Raw genomic sequence first — 18,485 nt, 5'->3', positions numbered from 1 at the left:
CCCTTATTTTAAGGGCTTTATAAACTCACCTATTATTAGCCTAAGTTCATCTTTGTTTATATTCCCGGCAGCCACTTCCACTACCACATCTTCCATTAGAGCTGCAAACTCCTCATATATATCAGCCTTGTCGTTTAGTTCCATAAAAAATATTGCTAGAAATATGGCACTTCTTTTATTGCCATCTAGGAATGGATGAAATTTAACACAAGAGAATATAAGGTGTGTTAGCTTATCTATAAAACTTGGATAGTAATCATCATTTTGTATAGAGGAGATCACAGAGTCAAGAAGCGAAATTTGACTCTCGTTAAATCCACGCTTGCCACCTATTTCGCTCATTATGATATCATGAAGCTCTATGGCTTCATTTATATCAAAGTATCTCATTTGTCTTTTAGCTTGATAAATACTGATCTAACAGTAGGATTTTTTATAATTACCTCTTTTAGCTTTTTTATGATTTGTTCTTTTGTTTTCACTATTTATCCTTTTAAGCTTTAAAGTATTCGTTAAATTTTATAGCTAAGATTATTTTACCTATGCCAGACATCTGGCTTATATCTCCAAGTAAGCTAGTATGGTTGCAAAGAGCATGAAAGAGATAGCAGTGATAGTCTTTGTTAAGATTTTCAAATGCACTTAGACCAAGATATTCATTGCAGTTTCTTTTCCATCTGTTTTGAAAAGTTGATAGTTTTATCTCTTCGCTCATATTAATCGGTTCACTTATGATGGCTACTATATTGTCTTGATCGTCTTTATACAAAGGATCTTTTTCATTCAGATAAAAAGTAACCTCGTAATTCATATCAAATCCCTTTATTATGTCATCTTCTAACTTCTGCTTTAATTCATTCTCATGAAAAATAGCCTTGCTTATTAGAGTTTCTTGAATATCTTGCAAGGTTGAGTTTATCTTCATCATCTCAGCTTTTTCTTCATCACTGCAATCTGTTAACCAAAAATCCATCCTGCTATCAAATCTCTTAAGTTCAAGAGTCCTGCAACTATAATCTATACTTGTTTGTAATACTGAATCTATATTTCCAATATCTAATATATCCTCAAAGTAAAGATTAGTATGATCATAAAGGCAGTGATAAAACCAGCAGTGCCACTCATTTCTCATGGGATGATCATCCCAGTGCTGAAATTCGTTTTGGTTTTTGATGTAAAAATAACTACTTGAGCTATCCTCTTTAAGCATATCTTGCGATATGCCTCTAAAGCACTCATTGTATGAGACAACCACCTTGTCACTATCGGCTATATCCTTATAAAAGGTTTTTAGGTCAATATCATAATCATATATCTCATCTCTATCTTTAAGCGGTGCTAAATAGCTATCAGTTTTTATAGCTACATCCAAAATTCTCTTTTCTAATCCATGAAGCCTATTGTTTATATCCATAAGCCTAGCTCTTTCTTGTTTTGAGAATTCACGCATTTTTATCTCCTTATATCTTAATATAAGCTACCTGCTCAGAAATTTCTTTATCCGCAAGGTTTGCATCCGTATCGAAGCTGTAAGTGTTATTTAAAAGATATAGCTTATAGCCTGTTATATCTCCATAAAGCGGAAGTGTTTTGGTAGTTTTATAATGACCTTTTATAAACTCAGATATTATTTTTAGCTTTATGTCGATGTTTTTAAAATAAAGCTCATGAAGTATAGGCTTTAAGCTTATATATCTTACCCCTTGAGTCATAGCCAGCATAAATATAGGCTCGTTTTGTCTTTTAAAATTTGTCTCTATATAGATATAGGAATCTTTGTATCTTCTTTTTTCATCATTTAAAACATTTGAGGTATTAAGCTCATCTGCTATGTCTATATTAAAATGATTTGCAATTGAAGTAATTAGAGTCTTTGAGCTATGGCACCAGTCAAAGTGTCCGTGTTCTAAAAACTCATCTAATGAATTTGCATTACTTAGATTATAAAGAGCTCTTGAGAAGTTTTTCTCTCTTGCGTACCCTAGTTCTCTGCTAAGCTTTTTCATATCTGATTTAGATACTAGCTCTTGTAGTTGATTAAAGATCATTTATTATCCTTTTTTTATTTTTTAGATCACCGATACATTTTTTGTGATCTTTTGAAATTTTAGCAGGACTTTAGGACATTTTGTGTCTCGGTTGTCCTTATATGTCTATTTCATTAAAATACTCCCCAATCTCATCTTTTATAGTGTCAGCCAGCTCCTTTGGTCCAAGAACTTTGATAAAAGGTATATAGTAATAAATCAGCGGCTTTATCTCCATTATGTTTGTATACTCTATCTCTACTTCTACAGATCCATCGTTATCCTTGCCTGTTATGCTTTGTTTTGCATATGGTTTTCTTTCGAAGTATTTTGTAATCTGTGGAGCAAGAAGCAGTCTTGCTTTCTTTGGCTTTACCAGATCAAACCATGCTGAATTTGCGTTTTGTATTCTGTTTTCTATTTCACTACTTATCTCAAATCTATCATCAAGAATCTTTATATCACTTATGCTTCTTAGATGAAATTTCTTAAAAGTATCCTTTTTATTGCTATCAAGCAGCAATAGATACCAAAAACCATCAAACATAGCTAGCTTTAGCGGCTTTACTTTAAACTCATAGTCGTTATATTTACAAGCTATCTCTTGTTTTTGTTTTATAGACTTTTCAATCAGTTCAAAATTTATAAAGTCATCTTCATTTAGCTTCTCGTTATTTATATTTGTAAGTATTGGGTGATTTAGCTGCTGTGTAATCTGATCTAATAATATATGAGCTTTGCTATAAAAATTTGCACCCATACTCTTTGAGATATTATCAAGTACGTTTAATACTATACGCTCTTCTTGAGTTAGGTTATCTTTGGCGTCTTTATCATCCATGCTCCACATTCTACCTCTTCTTACCGCTCCATAATCTGTTAATACATCATATAGATCCCTTTGTATGGTTTTAGTAGATACTCCTAGCTTTTCTGAGAGCTGTGATATGGAGTGAGGTTTATTTCTTATAAGCTGGGCTATTATGTTTATACGTTCGTATTTACTTGTGTTGCTATCAGGAACTATCTTTTTCATCTCTTCTCCTCTATCTGCTATTATACCAGATAGAGGACTTTTATCTGTCTTATCTAGCATAAGATTGCTTTTAGGGCTTCTAATCCGCCCATCTTTATACTTATCCCGTAATATGGACTTATCTTGGTATCAGTTGGGTTTATACGTATTAGATTTGCCTTATTAAATCTCTTTGCCATTCTTTCTCCGTAAGCTCTTATAGTTGGAACGGCTAGCCCTGCTCCTATCTCAATGATAGCAATTTTAGAGTTCATATTCTTACTTAACCAAGCATCATATCTATGATACTGAGCTTTAGTTCTATTCCAATTAAATACTCCATCATAAAACATAAGAATATTTGGACGCGTTACACATCCACACTCTTTACATGTAGGCATCTTGGTAGCTTCAAATTTATCTTCATCTACCTCTATTTCACTCTCATCTACTGCCCAGATAGCTCCATCGTCTTTATATATACACTGAGTGTAGTGTATGCTTCCATGACACTCGTAAATTTTATCCTTATCAAACCCGGCTTTAGCAAAGTGTCCGTCTACATTTGAAGTATATATGAAGTAGTTATCATCTTTTTCTTTACAAAGCTCTCTAAGCAGATAAAATCCCTCATGAGGGGTAGTGGCATTATATAATTTTAGTCTATGTCCATAAAATGCCCAGGCAAGCTTTGGATTAGAAAAGAACCATTGAGGATTTGCCATATCTGTAAAGCTTAGATTCTTATCTTTTAAAGGCGGATATGCCCTCCAAAATCCTTGATCTCCACGAAAGTCAGGTAGTCCGCTATCTACACTCATTCCAGCTCCTGCTGTTATTATGATGGCATTTGCTTCGTTTATTATGTTTTTAGCTGTGTTGATTGATGGTTGCATTTGAGATCCTTTAATGAGAAGTTTAGCATAAAAGGTGGACAAAAAAGTGACTTTGTTTTGTAGTATAATTTTTTAAATTTATTTTAAATGAGATGCAATGGACAATCAAATTAAACAAGATGCAATATTTTCAAAAGATCGCAAATACAGATATGTTTTAACTAGAATTTGGGATGAAAGCAAGCCTATGGTTGCTTTTGTTGGGTTAAATCCATCAATTGCTAATGAAAATACTACCGATAAAACTATATCAAGATGCACTAACCTAGCTAAATTTTGGGGTTATGGTGGTTTTTATATGCTAAATTTGTTCGCAATGGTTTCAATGTGTCCTACAATAATATACACAGCAGATGACCCAATCGGCAATGAAAACGATCAATTTATCATAGAATATAGCGACAAAGTTGATAAAGTTATTTGCATGCGGGGAGACAACGGAAGATTCAATGAAAGGGGCGCTCAAGTATATAAAATGCTAAAAAATAAGTATTGCCTAAAACTAAATAAAAGTGGAGAGCCGTCACATACTCGCGGTCTTGGTGGCAACCCTGAGCCTATAAAATTTTAATTATTTTTTAGTAGTTAAATATGCTAGAACATATTGTAAATTTGGTTTCTTATGTATATGACTCAACTATCAAAAGCGAACAAGAGGATTTTAATTATGGCTTAAAAGAGCTGTATTGTAGCACTAAGTCTATTTTTGATCTTATAGATCAGTTACAAACACTTGTGTTTTTTAATGAAAAATTTCTGCCGGAATTAAATCCAGATCAGCCAAATAAATAGATTTTTGTCCGGCCTCAAAGATGATATTGGATTGTGTGAGATTTTTGTACTTGATTTGGCTAGAAATTTATCACTAGTTGAGATCGACTACAAATTTATTGCAATAGATTCTGGAGTGTACCTGATTTACGATGACTCATATCTTAAAAAACGAATTTTTCAAGTAGATAAAAAGCGACAATGCCTAATTGTAAGACAAATAAAATTTGTAAAAAATAGACTAAAGTTTGATGAAAAAGTAATAAAATTTGAAACTTTAGAAGATATTACAATTTTTACTAATAAACTAAAGTACGATCTTGTTACATTAAAAAACTATAGGTTAAAAATGAAGGATTTTTTGCTAAAAAATTATGAACTTAAGGATTTATTTTGGTGTAATAAAAGGCGAATTTCTCGCCTTTATTTAATTTTGTAATACTTTTTTCACAATCTTTTCTTCGTATGATTTTATAAATTCTATGATGTCGTTTGCGACTTGGACTACACAGTCATTTTCTAGTGTTTTAATATATTCTGCAAAATCATTGCCGTATTTATACTCCCAAACAAAGGTGTCAATATCACTTTTTTCAGAAACAAGATTTTTACAATTTATATTCCCATCATCTGTTCGTAAGCTAAAATAAGCTCTTTTTAAATTTAAGCCATTATTGTCTTTGTAGATTTTTAAAGCAAAATAAAAACAACTTTCTTTCTTGAAAGCTTTTAGCAACAATTCATCGCCACTGTCTGTTTGTGCCTCATAAGTTTCTATTGACCAATCTGGAATTTTTAGACTATCTTTTAGCTTTTTTACAAAATCATCAATAACTATTTTCCTAGCTTGCGACATCGTATCTATAATTATATTGTAATTTTGAGCCATAATTTTTGCTAGTTCATCCATTTTTTCTCCTTGTTTTTGATTTGTAATGCTTAAAATAACCTGCCTATAATGCTTAATAAACACTGCTAAATCGGTCAAATTTTCAACTTCTTTTTCGCATTCATTAAGCCATCTTAAAATATCAGACTGATACGAAATTTCTTTGTATCGCACACTAAAGTTTCGACATGTAAGTTCTCCATTTTTAAGCTCATATTTGCCAAGACTATATTCGCTAACACTACGTCCAAATGGACTTAAAAAAACGACTAAAATCTCAGGCTCTTGCTTTTCTTGTTTATTGCTATCATATTTGTGCTGTTCACGTAAAAGGTCAATATATCGACCAATTTGCTCCTTTTGATCATTAGCATATATTTTATTTTCTAAGATGATATGCTTTGCTCCATTTGTGATATAAATATCTATATTTTGGTATTCTTTGAATACTTTTGCTTCCTTTGTATTTATCCAGTCCTGCTCACCAATATTTTTTAAAAATAGTTGTAAAAATAAATCATCTTGACAATGTCTGCCTTCTGTGTTAAGTAATGAATATAAAAACCGCGAATGAAGCCTGACTTCATCATTTTCTTTTAATAAAGCAGTAAAAATATTATAATCGTGCAAACCACGTTTTTTACGCAATTTAATATAATTTTTATAATTATTTAAAGCTTTGCTAAATTCATCTAAGAACTCCTGCATTTTTCCTCCTTTTTAATTTAGTTAATTATATACCTTAACCTCTTAAATATCTCAACCATAGCAAGCGTATCAAGATGACAGTATTTAAGCAGATTTTGCCTTACTCTCTCTATCTCTTTTATATCTGTTTGATAGATTAGATTTGCATACTCGCTACTTGCATCTCCTCCGTTTTGTATATCAAGCTCTTTATAACTAAGCTCTTTATTATTTGGAAATAAAGCAGGCAGTACAGACTTTATAGAAAAGCTACCATGGAAGTTTTTATCATAGTATCCAAGAGAACGAAACGGGATCAGTAGATCTATAAATCTTTCATTAAGGGCTAATAATTCATCTTTGAGTTCAGGCAAAAGCTCTGCAAGCTCTTTTATTCTACTTTTCTCAAAGCTCATATTATAAGCCATTATCGATCCTTGCTTGGTTATTTTTTTAAGCATGTCTTTGGCTAGACTTTGCCTTGGATCATTTATCCCATCACCTAAAAATTCAAAGTGCTCTAATCTGCCGTCTTCATGAAGGATATGAAGCGAGTATTGAAAGGTTACCTGAGCGTATGGTCTTTGGTGGTCAAATCTTGGAATAGCATCTTGAAATGTCTCGAAGTCTAAGAAGTTTATAGGATATTTTACATTAGAGATAAACTCATCTATTATGCTTTTATCTATATATGGACTATTATCATTTGTGCTTACCTGAAGTCTTTGAGTTTCTGTTAAGCTTATATCACTTTTTAAAATATCTTCATAGCTTACAATGCCGTTATGATACATATCATATGCTTTAGATTGATTGATGCGGTATAGATTTAATATAGAAATTTCAGGTACATCTTTAAAGCAGTGCTGTGAGAAACTACACTCAAATGGATTATAGCATTGTGTTCCTATCTTTATATCAGGCTCATCTAGGCTTAGCATATTGTTTAAATTTGTTAGGTTATCTCTAACTTCATCTTGTTTGGCGATAACTATATCTGTTATATCTTCTATATGAAATAGCTCATTTAAATTTATCTTTCCAACTCTTTCATAAGAGTTATCTATATGCATGACATAGGCTTTCTTAAGTGGTAAAACAGAGCTTATGCAATACCACTGCACGCTAATATCATCTATATGATAATCTTTTACACTAGTGCTTGATTTAACTTCGTAAATTTCATACTCATTGCCGTTTTTTACCAAGATGTCAGCCATAGCAAATACACCATTTGATATAAATGTAGCCTCATAAATGATTTTTACTCCATTAGCTATAAGCTCTCTTGTCCTTTCTGCCATACCTTCAAAGTTACTCGGATTAAACTCTATTAGAGTTCCACCTTTAAAATAATCTTGTGCAAGCTTTCCTACTTCATTGCCTATCTCAAATTTTGTATTTTCGATATATTTATTTTCAAGGTCACGTCTAAATTTATAAAGCCATAAAGACTTTGGACACTGCAACCCTCTTGTGTATTGTGATTTAGATAGCATTTTGGTCCTTTTTGTTTTTTATAATTATAACAGGTTGAATGGACATGAAGGTGTCTATTTATTTTATGGTGTATTTATTCTACCCAAACCCAATATCACTTATATCTCTTCCTTTGGATATGTCTTGAGATTTCTTTGGTTTTAGGCTTAATAAATTCCCAACTTCTCTTTTAATCCAACCAACTCTTGAGATAATGTCACATGACAGCTCTCTAAGGATATCAATCTTTCTTCTAAATCCACTAATAAATTTTGAAATTCTTGTTGTATTAGAGTTTGTTCTCTGAATGCTTCCTTTAAGTCTGTTAGCTTCTCGTCCAAATTCTTGAATTCTTTGAGTAGTTCGTTTAATAATTCTATTCTCTCTTCCTCTTGCTTCTCTTTTATCTCTAATTCTTTTAAAAACTCTTGCTCTAGTAGTGTCATAATACATCCTTGTAGTAAAGATTTTGGTTTTGTTATCTATTACTGGTTGCCAGTTATATTTTGTTTTATATAAGTTTTCATCTGTTTGTTTTGATCTATTAGTATTGAATTGTTCGATTTTATCTTCCAAATTACAATCGCTGACATTATTAACAATATCAGAAGTGCTACTACTGATAGTTTTAATATAAAATTTATGTCTTGACTCTCTTGAAGATTGTTCTTTAAGCCAGTTGTTTCTTTTTTGTGTTTGTCTATCAAAGTTTGCCTTGAGTCTGTTAAGCTCTTTATCTCTTGTTGACAGGCTTTGTTTAAATTCTAAGTTCTCTTTGGCTATTTGATCCAAATTCATCTGTAAAGAGATAAGATCTTCTTGTAGTGCCTTGATTTGATTCTCTTTGGTGTTTAATATCTGATTCATCTGTTCTATCTTTAAACTCTTTTGCTCTTCTTTGTGTCTTTTCTCTGAGTTGCTCCAAGCTTGTAGTGTCTGTAAAGTTTTCATGAAACATATCTCCTTTAAATCTTTTAGCTTTTTTACTGTTTGGTAGTTTTATGCTTATATACTCTTTTCCTACTCTTGTTGCTTCTATATTGCTATCTTTAAGAGCTCTTAGTATGTCATCTCTACAAATAAATTCATTATTGACTAATTTATCTACTAGTATCTTCTCAAGCTCTTTATAGTCTTTAACTGTATTAAGTTCTTTTCTTGAGCCTTGAAGCACATGAGCTTTAGCAGGATCCTTTGGATCGGAAAGGTTAAATCTTAGATTGGTGTAGTTTTGCCAAGAGTCTACGAGATATCTGTCTACTCTGTCATAATAGGGATTAAAAGCTAGTCCTGTTATTAAGTCTATCTTTGGAATAGCGAAATTTAGTTCAAGCCTTTGTTTATCGGTATGTTCTACCCATAATATATTGTATCTATGCTTATAATCTCCAAATAGAAGAGTTTCAAATTCATCTATTACTCTTTGTTTAGTCTTTAAGTCAATATCTTTTTCTTCAAATGATAGACAGCCCATACAAAGCTTTTGCTTTTTAGTTATGCTTTTAACTATCTGTCTTGTTATTGTCTCATCTCCTTTTATAACATAAGCTGTTTTATCTTTTACTCTATAGTTTAAAAGATAGTTGATTCCGGATATACTTCCGCCTTGTTTATTAGCAAAGAATTTAACTAGCATGTTTTATTTCTTAAATCTATTTTTTATCGATTAAGTTGTCTAATTTTTTTTTAACATCAAGCATCTGCTTTAAAACCATTCTATCTATAGTTTTACTTATATTTACATGCTTTGCGATTTGATTTAAATTGTTCCCTAATCTCGAAAGTTGGTTAATCATAGTTCTATCAAATTTATGAATAGGGGGCTTGGAGTGAAGGATAATATGTCTAATGTAGGCGGATATACCAATACCTGAAAGACCTGCCTTTAGCTCTAGGTCGTTGATCTCAGAATCATTAAGGCGAATAGTTATTCTGTTGGTGCGGTTGTTTTTAACTTTCATTGTAAGACCTTTTGTCTTGATTCGGTTAGAAACTGCGCAATAGATACGAGAGTAAATACTATTCTTGAATTCTTCGCATCTCCTATTTTTATATACTCAGGCAAATTTCTACCTTCTTTAATGCGTAAATCAAGAGTAGATACGCCTATACCAAGAGCCTTAGCAGTCTCTTGACGATTTAGAGACTGCTAACCTGGAAATTGACGTTCAAGACTCTGAATAGTTTTTTCAAAAAAATCTATTGATTCCATTTAAATTCCTTTAATTTTTTATCTATTCAATATTAATTATAGTCGTTAGGGTCATTCTTCAACAAAAAATGTAAGACTTTATAAAAAAGATAATAGAATGTAGTAATTTAAAGCAAATTAGAGTATTTTAGAATAAAAAATATTTTTACAAATAAAATAAAGCTATAATTTATCAATATTTTAAAAACTATATAAGATAATATGTATACATGAATAGTTTACATATTAATGTATACAATATTTACTGGTTAAAATATTTAGAATTCCAAAACAATACACCTCAAAACAGCTTAAAATAATCCAGAAAAATATGCAATATAAAAACAAACAGAGGGGAAATAAAGGGGAAAAATGCAAAAACCAAGAAATCTTAAAGTTTCAAAAATATCGGTAAAATCGGAGTTATAAAGGTATTTTTATAAAGAAATGGCTCCGGATGCTGGAAGAGAACAGGCTATGTAAGAATACCGATATTTACAATATTTGCTATATTGAAAAACGGTCATCGACACACTAGCGACACACTTTTATTTGGAATATTTTAGAATAACTTGACATAAATAAAGCAATAAAATGGAACAAATCGGAAAAGTTTTTGTTAAATTTCACAAATTTTTCAATCGGTTTTCAAAAGGTAAAATTACAAAAATAGGTTAAATCCCTAAGTTTAGGGATTTAAATAATATGAAAAAAATGATAGATTTTTTATGTTTTATAAAATACTTAAATTAACAGCTCTATCTTTAAAAGCTATCAATTAATTTTCAATACAATTTTACTAAAATATAACAATTCGTGCTATATAAATGATCATTATATTTTGTATTTAACTTTTCAAACACAAAATATAGTTATATAGTAAAAAACAAATATAATATTAAAAGCAACGTAAATAGTTCTTATGTCTGTTTAAAATATTAAAATACTGTAACTATATTTTCATTAAAACTTATTCCTTATAGAAATTTTTTACAAAATTTTATGCATTTTTTGAAGAATTCATACTTATTATTGAATTCATCATAATGAGTGTTTAATATATTTTAAATTATTATATACATCTTCCAAAAAAACACCCATAAGTGCTTTGTTCATTCTATCATCTTTTAATAGCACGGAGAATAAGTCCATATTCTGCTCATATCCTTCCATCAACGCATCTTGTACTGCGTCAAAATAAGCAAATCTAAAGTCCTTGATATTATTGTTATTAGCGCTGTCTTTCAGTCTTGTATCTTTTAACAAAAGATCTCTGACTTGAAGTGCCGACTTCGTAGCGACATCAAAATCAAACTCTTTATTGTATATCACATTGATCTCATCAATAATTTTGGATAACTTCTCTTTGATTTGCTCATCAAAACTAACTTCTACCGGTTTAGGAGCTTTTATTTCGGGTTTAGATTCAATCTCAGTGCCATGAGTTCCTGTCTTCTTTTGTTTGAAATTCGAAACTGAGATTTTATCAGCAATATCAAAATCATTCCCCATCTTTCCTATTTCTATTTCCTTGATAAGGTAAGATAGAAAATTGTATTTTTTATGCAGATCTACATTTTCATACCTTGTTGCCTGAATCAAAAACCCATAAAACCTTAAAAATCTTTTTATGGTACTTCGTATTTCAAGTTTTGTGAGATCATCATTCCTATTTATGATATCTAAACTTTTCCCAAGGAGTGACCACATTTTTGCTTTATCTTTAGAATTTCGTTTCTCTTGATACAGATATCGATTAAATTCTTCCATGTCATCATAATCAAGAAAATGATACTGAGATAACTGTTTCTCGACCTCTCGAATAGCAGAAGGGGTTATGGTTTCTCCAAGGATAGTTTCTGTGTAGTACGGCTCAAAAGATTTCTGTATATCCTCATATTCATTTTTGAAATCGATGATAAAAGTCTTCTTATCATACCCAGGGTAAATTCGATTCAGCCTTGATAATGTCTGTACCGCATTGACACCTCTTAATTTCTTATCCACATACATTGCACACAATTTTGGTTGATCAAATCCCGTTTGATATTTATTCGCCACAAGCAAAACCTGATAAAGATCGGTATCAAAAGCATCCACCAGTTTATTTTCAGGCATGTTATTCATGACAGGTTCCGAATACTCTTTTCCATCAAGAGTGACTTTACCAGAGAAAGCAACCAAAGCTTGTATTCCTGTGTAATTATGTTTATTAATATATTCTACAAACGCATTTTTATATTTTACGGCAGCCTGTCTGGAAGATGTAACCACCATAGCCTTTGCTTTTCCCCCAAGCTCATCCATAACATTATGCTTAAAATGCTCAATGATAATCTCAACTTTTTGAGAAATATTCGTATCATGAAGTTCAATATATTTTACAATTTTTCTTTTTGCAACTGTAGTATCAAGCTCAGGATCGCTTTCCACCGCCTTGTTTACCTTGAAGTAAGTCTTGTAAGTAACATAATTTTTAAGGACATCCAAAATAAACCCTTCTTCTATTGCTTGCTTCATAGAGTATAAATCAAAAGCCACCTTTTTTCCCTCGTGATTCATAGTGCCAAATAGCTGAAGTGTTGTAAATTTAGGCGTTGCGGTAAATGCTATCATAGAGACATTACTCGGCTTTCCGCTCCTACTTATCTCTTGTTCAATCTTATCTTGAAGTGTTACTTCTTCCGAATCGGCCATATATGGAACGATTTCTTCCGCTGCAATTCCAATCATTTCTGCAGAAGACAAAGAATAAGATACAGATTCCATTGCACTTCCGGATGTTGAAGAATGTGCCTCATCGATAATAATAGCGAAGTTTTTATCCTTAAGGTTGTCTACAGCATTCTTGATATACATAAATTTATGAATTGTGGTTACAATAATCTTCGTATTGCCGTTAAGTGCGATAGCTAAATCCTGTGAGGTACATTTGTCATCCATCACTTTAATAAGCCCTTCTTTGTGTTCCAAACTCATAACTGCATCTTGAAGTTGTCTATCTACAACAATTCTATCTGTAATAACACAAATCGTATTGAAGATAGGCTCATTCTTATCATTATGCAAAGAAGACAGCCTATGCGAAAGCCAAGCAATTGTATTTGTTTTCCCACTTCCCGCAGAATGCTCAATCAAGTAATTTCTTGAGGTTTCATTAACCTTTATATCTTCAACCAATTTTCGAACAGCATTAAATTGATGATACCTTGGAAATATCAAAGTCTCTGTTTTTTTATTCTTCCCAGTCTTCTCATCCTTTTTCTTTTCCTTTTTCAGATAGATAATCTTATCGATCAAATATAGTAGTGTATCTTTGGTCAAAATATCTTCCCACATATACGATACATCTAATCCATTTGAATTATGAGAATTCCCCTTACCAGATTCTATCCCATATCCCGAACCTTTATTGAACGGAAGGAAAAAAGTCGAACTACCATTTAATTTTGTAGTCATATATACTTCGAACAAATCCATAGCGAAATTTACAATAGCTCCGGATTTAAACTTGAACAGTCTGGTCTTAAAATCCCGTTCAAATTTATATTGGCGAATTGCATCTTCGTAATTCTGACCACTCGTATTACACTTCAGTTCAAATGTAGCAATTGCCAACCCATTTAAGAATATCACCAAATCGATTCGTTCATCCTTTTTATGATAAACTTCCTCCATAACAGTGAAGACATTCTTCTGATAATTTCCCAGAGCTTCTTTATTAAAAGAAGTTGCAGGCTTGCGATACATAAGATTTAATCGAATCCCGGTATCAAATTCAATTCCATATTTGAGCACATCAACAAGACTCCTATAATCTTTATTGATTTCATTATTTAGGTAATTGATAATGGTTTCTTCTGTTCTTTCTTTATATAACTTTCTGAGCTCATTAAGCTCCTTCTCTTGAGTAGATTCTAAAAAAGAAAATAAAATCTCCTTATCCATTGCCAGTCCGGCATCAAAGAACTTAGCATCTCTTACAACATATCCATTGTTTTCTTTCAGGTACTCAAGAATCAGCTTTTGAAAATCTTCCTTTTCACGAAGCTCCCCTGTCTTAATCGCCATTTTCTATACCTCCAACACGCTTTTTACCGGTAACATATTCATATATCAGGCTCTTTTTATGCTCTTTAATGATATCTAACTGATTTGCCTTTTTCGATAAAATCAAATCTATTTCAGAACATTTCTGGTTCAGATAATCTGCGATTAGCTGTTGTTCCTCAAGTGAGGGAGTACATACTTTCATTTCTCCTAACAAGGTGCGACTAATCCTCTTCATAGTAGTCCCTCTGGAAATAATTTCCGCTTCATTAGAATATCCGTTTGTGTTCATAACATACATTAAATATTTCTTATTACAGTTCTTATTTGGTCTCAGAATTACATTATCAACCGCAACAACATATATAGCATTATCCTCCGGAACGATGCATGTTCTACCAATCGGTAAATTCAATCTAGAAATCATTAAATCTCCAGGATAAACCGATAAACACTTTAACTTTTCAAAGGTTTCTTCTGAAATATATCCTTCTCCTTGTCGTTTGAATTCTCCTTCGCCCACATTTCCGGATGTTAAATACCTAATTCCGCTTTCGGATATATCTTTACTCTCAATCCAATCTCCATCTATAAACAAGGTGTTTGGTTCCGTTGCTAAATGCTTAATTTTCTTTATTTCCCAATCTATAGGTATCTTACCTATCCACTCAACACCACTATCTTTCATCTTAACATTCTTATTCAAACCCTTAGTTACTGTTTCTGCAATAAGAGATTTCTTGTACTCTTTTAAGATTTCTATCTGCCTTTCTATTTTTTTCGTGATTCTATCTATTTTCCCACACTCTTCATCTAAAAAATCAGCAATCTGTTGCTGTTCTCGTCCAGGAATCAATATCGGAAAGTTTGCTAAACTTTCAATTGTTATTGCTTCAAAAGTTGATCCATTCGAAAAAAACTGAAAATCATCTTTTGATTTATTCAAAAAAAACCAGAAGTAATTTTTATCAATATTAATCGCTGATATCGAACACAACCCTCTTCCTATTCCATAAGCTACATCTGATATATTTAATGCACCAACTGGAGCTCTCACAGACATCAGAATATCATTTGCCCTGCTAATCTTTTTCGGATTATCACAGTATTTATAAGCTTTAGGATATTTGTCTCCAAACTCAGAATTTCCTTGCATAAAAAGGTATCTACCTTCATCATCTCTTATTTGAAATGATTCTGGGGATTGTCCCATAATAATATCCGTAATATACTTCATCCTACCTATATTCCATTCCTCTGGAATACTCCCAATCCATTCAATTCCACTGTCTTTATATCCTTGCATTACTGCACCTCGCTCTTCATCAGATTAGCAATGTCATTTGCTAATTCTTCTTCAAGTTTCATAAATTCTTTAAGCAATTTTTCAGAACTTTCCGGTGCTTGATACTGATAAAAATATCTTGTAAACGGTATTTCAGCCCCTAATTTTTCCTTATTTGTGTTTGACACCTTTTTATTTTCATCGAAATCGTAATAGTAGATTGCATCCGGCACATGAGGAAGTACCTCTTTCTCAAAATACTCGTCCACATCTTGTGATAGTTTTACAATTTCAGAATCTTTCGTGGTAGTATCAATTTTTCTATTACCATGGCTGTCTTTTTGGATAACAGCAGTTTTATCAATCTCCGATAATTCAAAGCAAATATTACTGATTCTGCTTGGTGATTGTCCATTAATGTCATTTAAGAGTGATTTAACCTTCTTTTCAAATTTAGCGTAATCCTTAAATACATCTTCTGTAGCATTAGCTTTTAATAGAGCTATTGTTTCCGCAACATACTTTTCACCCTTGATGTATTTTTGGTACTTCTTTTCCGCTTCCTTATCCCTTGGATTCATTTCTTTTAATTCTTCATATTCCGCTTGATTGAATATGTTAGAGTTGCTTGTAAACAAATCGCTGCTAGCTAACTTTTCGATTGTCTCAATGTCTAGTTTTCCCGCCCTCTGCAACGGTTGATATACAACATATTCTTTATATAAAAACTCTTCATTAGGAAAAATTTTCGATTTATCCGTTTCCTTAAAATCCGAATACATTTTAGTGATCTCTTTTCTGCTTCCAAAGTCGATTTCACGTCTCTTTTTACCCAATGATTTTCTTAGTGGTTTATACATCTCAACTGCATTAATAAGTTGAACCTTTCCTTTTCTATCTTCTCTTTTATTTTTAGATAGTATAAATGCATAAATTCCAATATCAGTATTATAAAAAAGTTGATTTGGTAAGGCGATAATCGCTTCAATATAATCATTTTCTAAAAGCCATCTTCGAATTTGACTTTCTCCACTCGTTGTGCCTCCTGAAAACAATGGTGAACCATTTGTAATGATAGCAGCTCTTCCATTATTCGCCAGTTTATTGACTGCATGTTGCATAAAGAGAAGCTGTGCATCCGTTATAGCTGGTAAACCTGCACCGAATCTTCCTTCAAATCCTTTATTGTACTCATCTTTTACTGCTTTTTCTTGACCTTCCGGAGCATCTTTCCCACCCCACGGTGTACCAAACGGAGGATTCATAATTACAAAGCGCATTTTTTGATTCTCAAAGCAATCCTTTTTTAATGTATTTGCTTCTTTTTCTCCACCTTTGATATTTCGGATATCTTGCCCTTTTATCAGCATATCCGCAGCACAAATAGCATGTGAACTTTCTAAGATCTCCTGTCCAAACAATCTCACATCAACATTTGTATTTTTTCTCTTTAAGAAATCATGAGTTGTAGAAAGCATCCCGCCTGACCCACATGCAGCGTCCAAAACCGTTGCAACTTTACCATCTCCAGTTAATATATCATCACATCCTTCTGCAAGTAAAACATCCACAAGCAAACGAATTACCTCTCTTGGAGTATAGTGATCACCGGCATCAACATTTTCCGAATACCTTCTGATAATATCCTCAAAAATATATCCCATTTTATGATTATCAATATGTCTAGGATCAAAGTCTATTTCAGAAAACTTCTTAACCACACTATAGAGTCTATTGTTTTTATTCATTTTCTTTATTTGATTCCTGGTATCGAGGTTGTTAAGAATGTTCTTTACATTTTCAGAAAATCCATCTATATAACTATTGAAGTTGGATTCTATGTTATCGCTATCATCTAAAAGTCTTTTGAGTGTATAATTGCTGGTATTATAAAATGGATAGCCTGAAACTCTCTCATAAAATTGGGATGGCTTATTCGGATCTTGCTCAAACAACGAAATAACTTTGTCTTTCGTTTCTTCCAAAGCACATTCAAAACGTCTAATAATAACCATAGGAATGATCACATCTTTATACTTTTCAGCCTCAAATGCTCCTCTTAAGGAATTGGCAATTGAAAGTACTAAATTCACCTCTTTCGTTACATCAATATGAGTTTCATCCATATAATACTCGTTGATTTCTTCTAAGTGCGGTTTATTTGTTGAATTGGTCACTTCTATAACTCCTTTATCTTATCTTCTTTTGAAATAATCGATGATATTTTGGCAATCTGATCTTTACTCAATTTGAAATTGTTGTTTCTAATTACACTATATAAATCGGAATTCTTTATCAAAAAATTACATACTTCCAACGGTGGAGCCCCCCTAACATCTGAATAGAGCTTGTCTAATAATTTCAGTTCTTCGTCAGAAGGCGAAATAATCTCGACTAATCTTCTATACACTTCCGGAGTAGGAGCATTGACTCCATCTTCTATATATTTTAGATTGGAATTTGACAAATTGATTTTTCTCGCAAGTTCTCTTTGACTCATATTTTTATTTTTGCGAATTTCTTTTATAAGATCTCCTAGTTGAATCTTTAAATTTTTTATATTACTAGCCAATATATACAACTCTTGACTCCTTGTTATGTGTTATATAACACATAACATTATACCATATTTAATATGTTCTTATGCTAATCAAAAATCAAAATATTTTATAAATAAAACATGCAGACAGATCAGTATCTTTAGGTTCTTAAGCTTTAAAATCTATTCATAAGAATCCTAACTATAGATATTGAATCAAAAACATTATAAAACTTAAAATACTACACAATATAAGTCTATATTTTAACGAGAGTTGAGTTGAGTATATTGGATCTGAGTATATTAAATCCATAGAGTAAGAGTTTGATTTATTTGTTTAAGTAGTGATTTGTTGGATGGCTTGTATCCTTAAAGGCTATATTTTCAATTAGAAAAACTAGCAAAACCAAGTTAATCTTTTGTGTGCAGCTTCAATAAAGATATTGAACTTATTTAAGATAAGTCTTGGATGTATAAGATTAAGAAATTATATTTAGTTGTACAATGTATGTCAATCGTAAATATAATATAATTTAAAAAGTGTTAATGTATTGTTATCTCACTTGTCTCTGCTTAGGGCTTCTAGTCTCAATATAGAATAAATAGAAATGGCTGTATTTTTTATATCTATAGACTATCAATAATTGAGCAAAAAT

At 31.7% G+C, this 18,485-nt stretch carries 16 protein-coding genes; 2 read left to right on the top strand and 14 right to left on the bottom strand.

Features of this window, described 5'->3' with window-relative positions:
- Nucleotides 1-3: 3 nt before the first annotated feature.
- The 5 genes from CDOMF_RS02375 to CDOMF_RS02355 all read right to left on the bottom strand — a co-directional run bounded on the left by CDOMF_RS02375 (nt 4) and on the right by CDOMF_RS02355 (nt 3,938).
- Nucleotides 4-390, bottom strand: a complete 387-nt coding sequence (locus tag CDOMF_RS02375; RefSeq protein ID WP_260952287.1) for a type II toxin-antitoxin system death-on-curing family toxin — start codon at nt 388-390, stop codon at nt 4-6.
- Nucleotides 391-493: 103 nt separating this feature from the next.
- Nucleotides 494-1,450 (bottom strand): hypothetical protein, encoded by a 957-nt coding sequence (locus tag CDOMF_RS02370; protein WP_260952286.1) that lies wholly within the window; start codon nt 1,448-1,450, stop codon nt 494-496.
- A gap of 10 nt (nt 1,451-1,460) precedes the next feature.
- On the bottom strand, nt 1,461-2,048 hold the full coding sequence (locus tag CDOMF_RS02365; RefSeq protein WP_260952285.1) for a hypothetical protein: 588 nt from the start codon (nt 2,046-2,048) through the stop codon (nt 1,461-1,463).
- 97 nt (nt 2,049-2,145) lie between these two features.
- Nucleotides 2,146-3,123 carry a helix-turn-helix transcriptional regulator gene (locus tag CDOMF_RS02360; RefSeq protein ID WP_260952284.1) on the bottom strand — a complete coding sequence of 326 codons (978 nt, stop codon included), beginning with the start codon at nt 3,121-3,123 and terminating at the stop codon, nt 2,146-2,148.
- A complete protein-coding gene (locus CDOMF_RS02355) occupies nt 3,117-3,938 on the bottom strand; it encodes an SIR2 family NAD-dependent protein deacylase (RefSeq protein ID WP_260952283.1) in 822 nt (273 codons plus the stop codon). The genes CDOMF_RS02360 and CDOMF_RS02355 overlap by 7 nt, the downstream gene beginning before the upstream one ends.
- A 97-nt stretch (nt 3,939-4,035) precedes the next feature.
- Here CDOMF_RS02355 and CDOMF_RS02350 point away from each other — a divergent pair, with 97 nt between their 5' ends.
- The gene (locus CDOMF_RS02350) at nt 4,036-4,509 is read left to right on the top strand and encodes a DUF1643 domain-containing protein (protein WP_260952282.1); all 474 of its coding nucleotides are present in this window, start codon (nt 4,036-4,038) and stop codon (nt 4,507-4,509) included.
- A gap of 20 nt (nt 4,510-4,529) precedes the next feature.
- Entirely contained in the window at nt 4,530-4,730 is a 201-nt protein-coding gene (locus CDOMF_RS02345) for a hypothetical protein (RefSeq protein ID WP_260952281.1), read from the top strand.
- A 406-nt stretch (nt 4,731-5,136) separates the two neighbouring features.
- Here the strand turns inward: CDOMF_RS02345 and CDOMF_RS02340 are convergent, their stop codons facing one another.
- The 9 genes from CDOMF_RS02340 to CDOMF_RS02300 all read right to left on the bottom strand — a co-directional run bounded on the left by CDOMF_RS02340 (nt 5,137) and on the right by CDOMF_RS02300 (nt 17,862).
- A complete protein-coding gene (locus CDOMF_RS02340) occupies nt 5,137-6,306 on the bottom strand; it encodes a PDDEXK-like family protein (RefSeq protein WP_260952280.1) in 1,170 nt (389 codons plus the stop codon).
- 17 nt (nt 6,307-6,323) lie between these two features.
- A complete protein-coding gene (locus tag CDOMF_RS02335; protein WP_260952279.1) occupies nt 6,324-7,784 on the bottom strand; it encodes a DUF2779 domain-containing protein in 1,461 nt (486 codons plus the stop codon).
- A 79-nt stretch (nt 7,785-7,863) separates the two neighbouring features.
- A complete protein-coding gene (locus CDOMF_RS02330; protein ID WP_260952278.1) occupies nt 7,864-8,556 on the bottom strand; it encodes a hypothetical protein in 693 nt (230 codons plus the stop codon).
- Nucleotides 8,522-9,400 carry a relaxase/mobilization nuclease domain-containing protein gene (locus CDOMF_RS02325; RefSeq protein ID WP_260952277.1) on the bottom strand — a complete coding sequence of 293 codons (879 nt, stop codon included), beginning with the start codon at nt 9,398-9,400 and terminating at the stop codon, nt 8,522-8,524. Before CDOMF_RS02325 ends, CDOMF_RS02330 begins: the two co-directional genes overlap by 35 nt.
- Before the next feature lie 16 nt (nt 9,401-9,416).
- Nucleotides 9,417-9,725, bottom strand: a complete 309-nt coding sequence (locus CDOMF_RS02320) for a MobC family plasmid mobilization relaxosome protein (protein WP_260952276.1) — start codon at nt 9,723-9,725, stop codon at nt 9,417-9,419.
- Nucleotides 9,726-10,996: 1,271 nt separating this feature from the next.
- Complete coding sequence (locus CDOMF_RS02315; protein ID WP_260952275.1) at nt 10,997-14,026, bottom strand: type I restriction endonuclease subunit R; 3,030 nt, start codon at nt 14,024-14,026, stop codon at nt 10,997-10,999.
- Complete coding sequence (locus CDOMF_RS02310; protein WP_260952274.1) at nt 14,016-15,311, bottom strand: restriction endonuclease subunit S; 1,296 nt, start codon at nt 15,309-15,311, stop codon at nt 14,016-14,018. The genes CDOMF_RS02315 and CDOMF_RS02310 overlap by 11 nt, the downstream gene beginning before the upstream one ends.
- The gene (locus CDOMF_RS02305) at nt 15,311-17,467 is read right to left on the bottom strand and encodes a type I restriction-modification system subunit M (protein ID WP_260952273.1); all 2,157 of its coding nucleotides are present in this window, start codon (nt 17,465-17,467) and stop codon (nt 15,311-15,313) included. The genes CDOMF_RS02310 and CDOMF_RS02305 overlap by 1 nt, the downstream gene beginning before the upstream one ends.
- Before the next feature lie 2 nt (nt 17,468-17,469).
- Nucleotides 17,470-17,862 carry a helix-turn-helix domain-containing protein gene (locus CDOMF_RS02300; protein WP_260952272.1) on the bottom strand — a complete coding sequence of 131 codons (393 nt, stop codon included), beginning with the start codon at nt 17,860-17,862 and terminating at the stop codon, nt 17,470-17,472.
- Nucleotides 17,863-18,485 lie beyond the last annotated feature (623 nt).

The sequence above is a fragment of the Campylobacter sp. RM16187 genome (assembly GCF_025319965.1).
Taxonomy (GTDB): domain Bacteria; phylum Campylobacterota; class Campylobacteria; order Campylobacterales; family Campylobacteraceae; genus Campylobacter_A.
The sequence above is the reverse complement of the archived record's forward strand: the minus strand, read 5'-3'. Positions and strand labels throughout refer to the sequence as shown.

Excerpts from the sequence above, each read along its gene's own strand:
- CDOMF_RS02345 (WP_260952281.1), top strand. The coding sequence starts at position 4,530 with ATGCTAGAACATATTGTAAATTTGGTTTCTTATGTATATGACTCAACT.
- CDOMF_RS02350 (WP_260952282.1), top strand. The coding sequence starts at position 4,036 with ATGGACAATCAAATTAAACAAGATGCAATATTTTCAAAAGATCGCAAA.
- CDOMF_RS02335 (WP_260952279.1), bottom strand. The coding sequence starts at position 7,784 with ATGCTATCTAAATCACAATACACAAGAGGGTTGCAGTGTCCAAAGTCT.
- CDOMF_RS02360 (WP_260952284.1), bottom strand. The coding sequence starts at position 3,123 with ATGCTAGATAAGACAGATAAAAGTCCTCTATCTGGTATAATAGCAGAT.
- CDOMF_RS02340 (WP_260952280.1), bottom strand. The coding sequence starts at position 6,306 with ATGCAGGAGTTCTTAGATGAATTTAGCAAAGCTTTAAATAATTATAAA.
- CDOMF_RS02375 (WP_260952287.1), bottom strand. The coding sequence starts at position 390 with ATGAGATACTTTGATATAAATGAAGCCATAGAGCTTCATGATATCATA.
- CDOMF_RS02320 (WP_260952276.1), bottom strand. The coding sequence starts at position 9,725 with ATGAAAGTTAAAAACAACCGCACCAACAGAATAACTATTCGCCTTAAT.
- CDOMF_RS02355 (WP_260952283.1), bottom strand. The coding sequence starts at position 3,938 with ATGCAACCATCAATCAACACAGCTAAAAACATAATAAACGAAGCAAAT.
- CDOMF_RS02325 (WP_260952277.1), bottom strand. The coding sequence starts at position 9,400 with ATGCTAGTTAAATTCTTTGCTAATAAACAAGGCGGAAGTATATCCGGA.
- CDOMF_RS02315 (WP_260952275.1), bottom strand. The coding sequence starts at position 14,026 with ATGGCGATTAAGACAGGGGAGCTTCGTGAAAAGGAAGATTTTCAAAAG.
- CDOMF_RS02370 (WP_260952286.1), bottom strand. The coding sequence starts at position 1,450 with ATGCGTGAATTCTCAAAACAAGAAAGAGCTAGGCTTATGGATATAAAC.
- CDOMF_RS02310 (WP_260952274.1), bottom strand. The coding sequence starts at position 15,311 with ATGCAAGGATATAAAGACAGTGGAATTGAATGGATTGGGAGTATTCCA.
- CDOMF_RS02365 (WP_260952285.1), bottom strand. The coding sequence starts at position 2,048 with ATGATCTTTAATCAACTACAAGAGCTAGTATCTAAATCAGATATGAAA.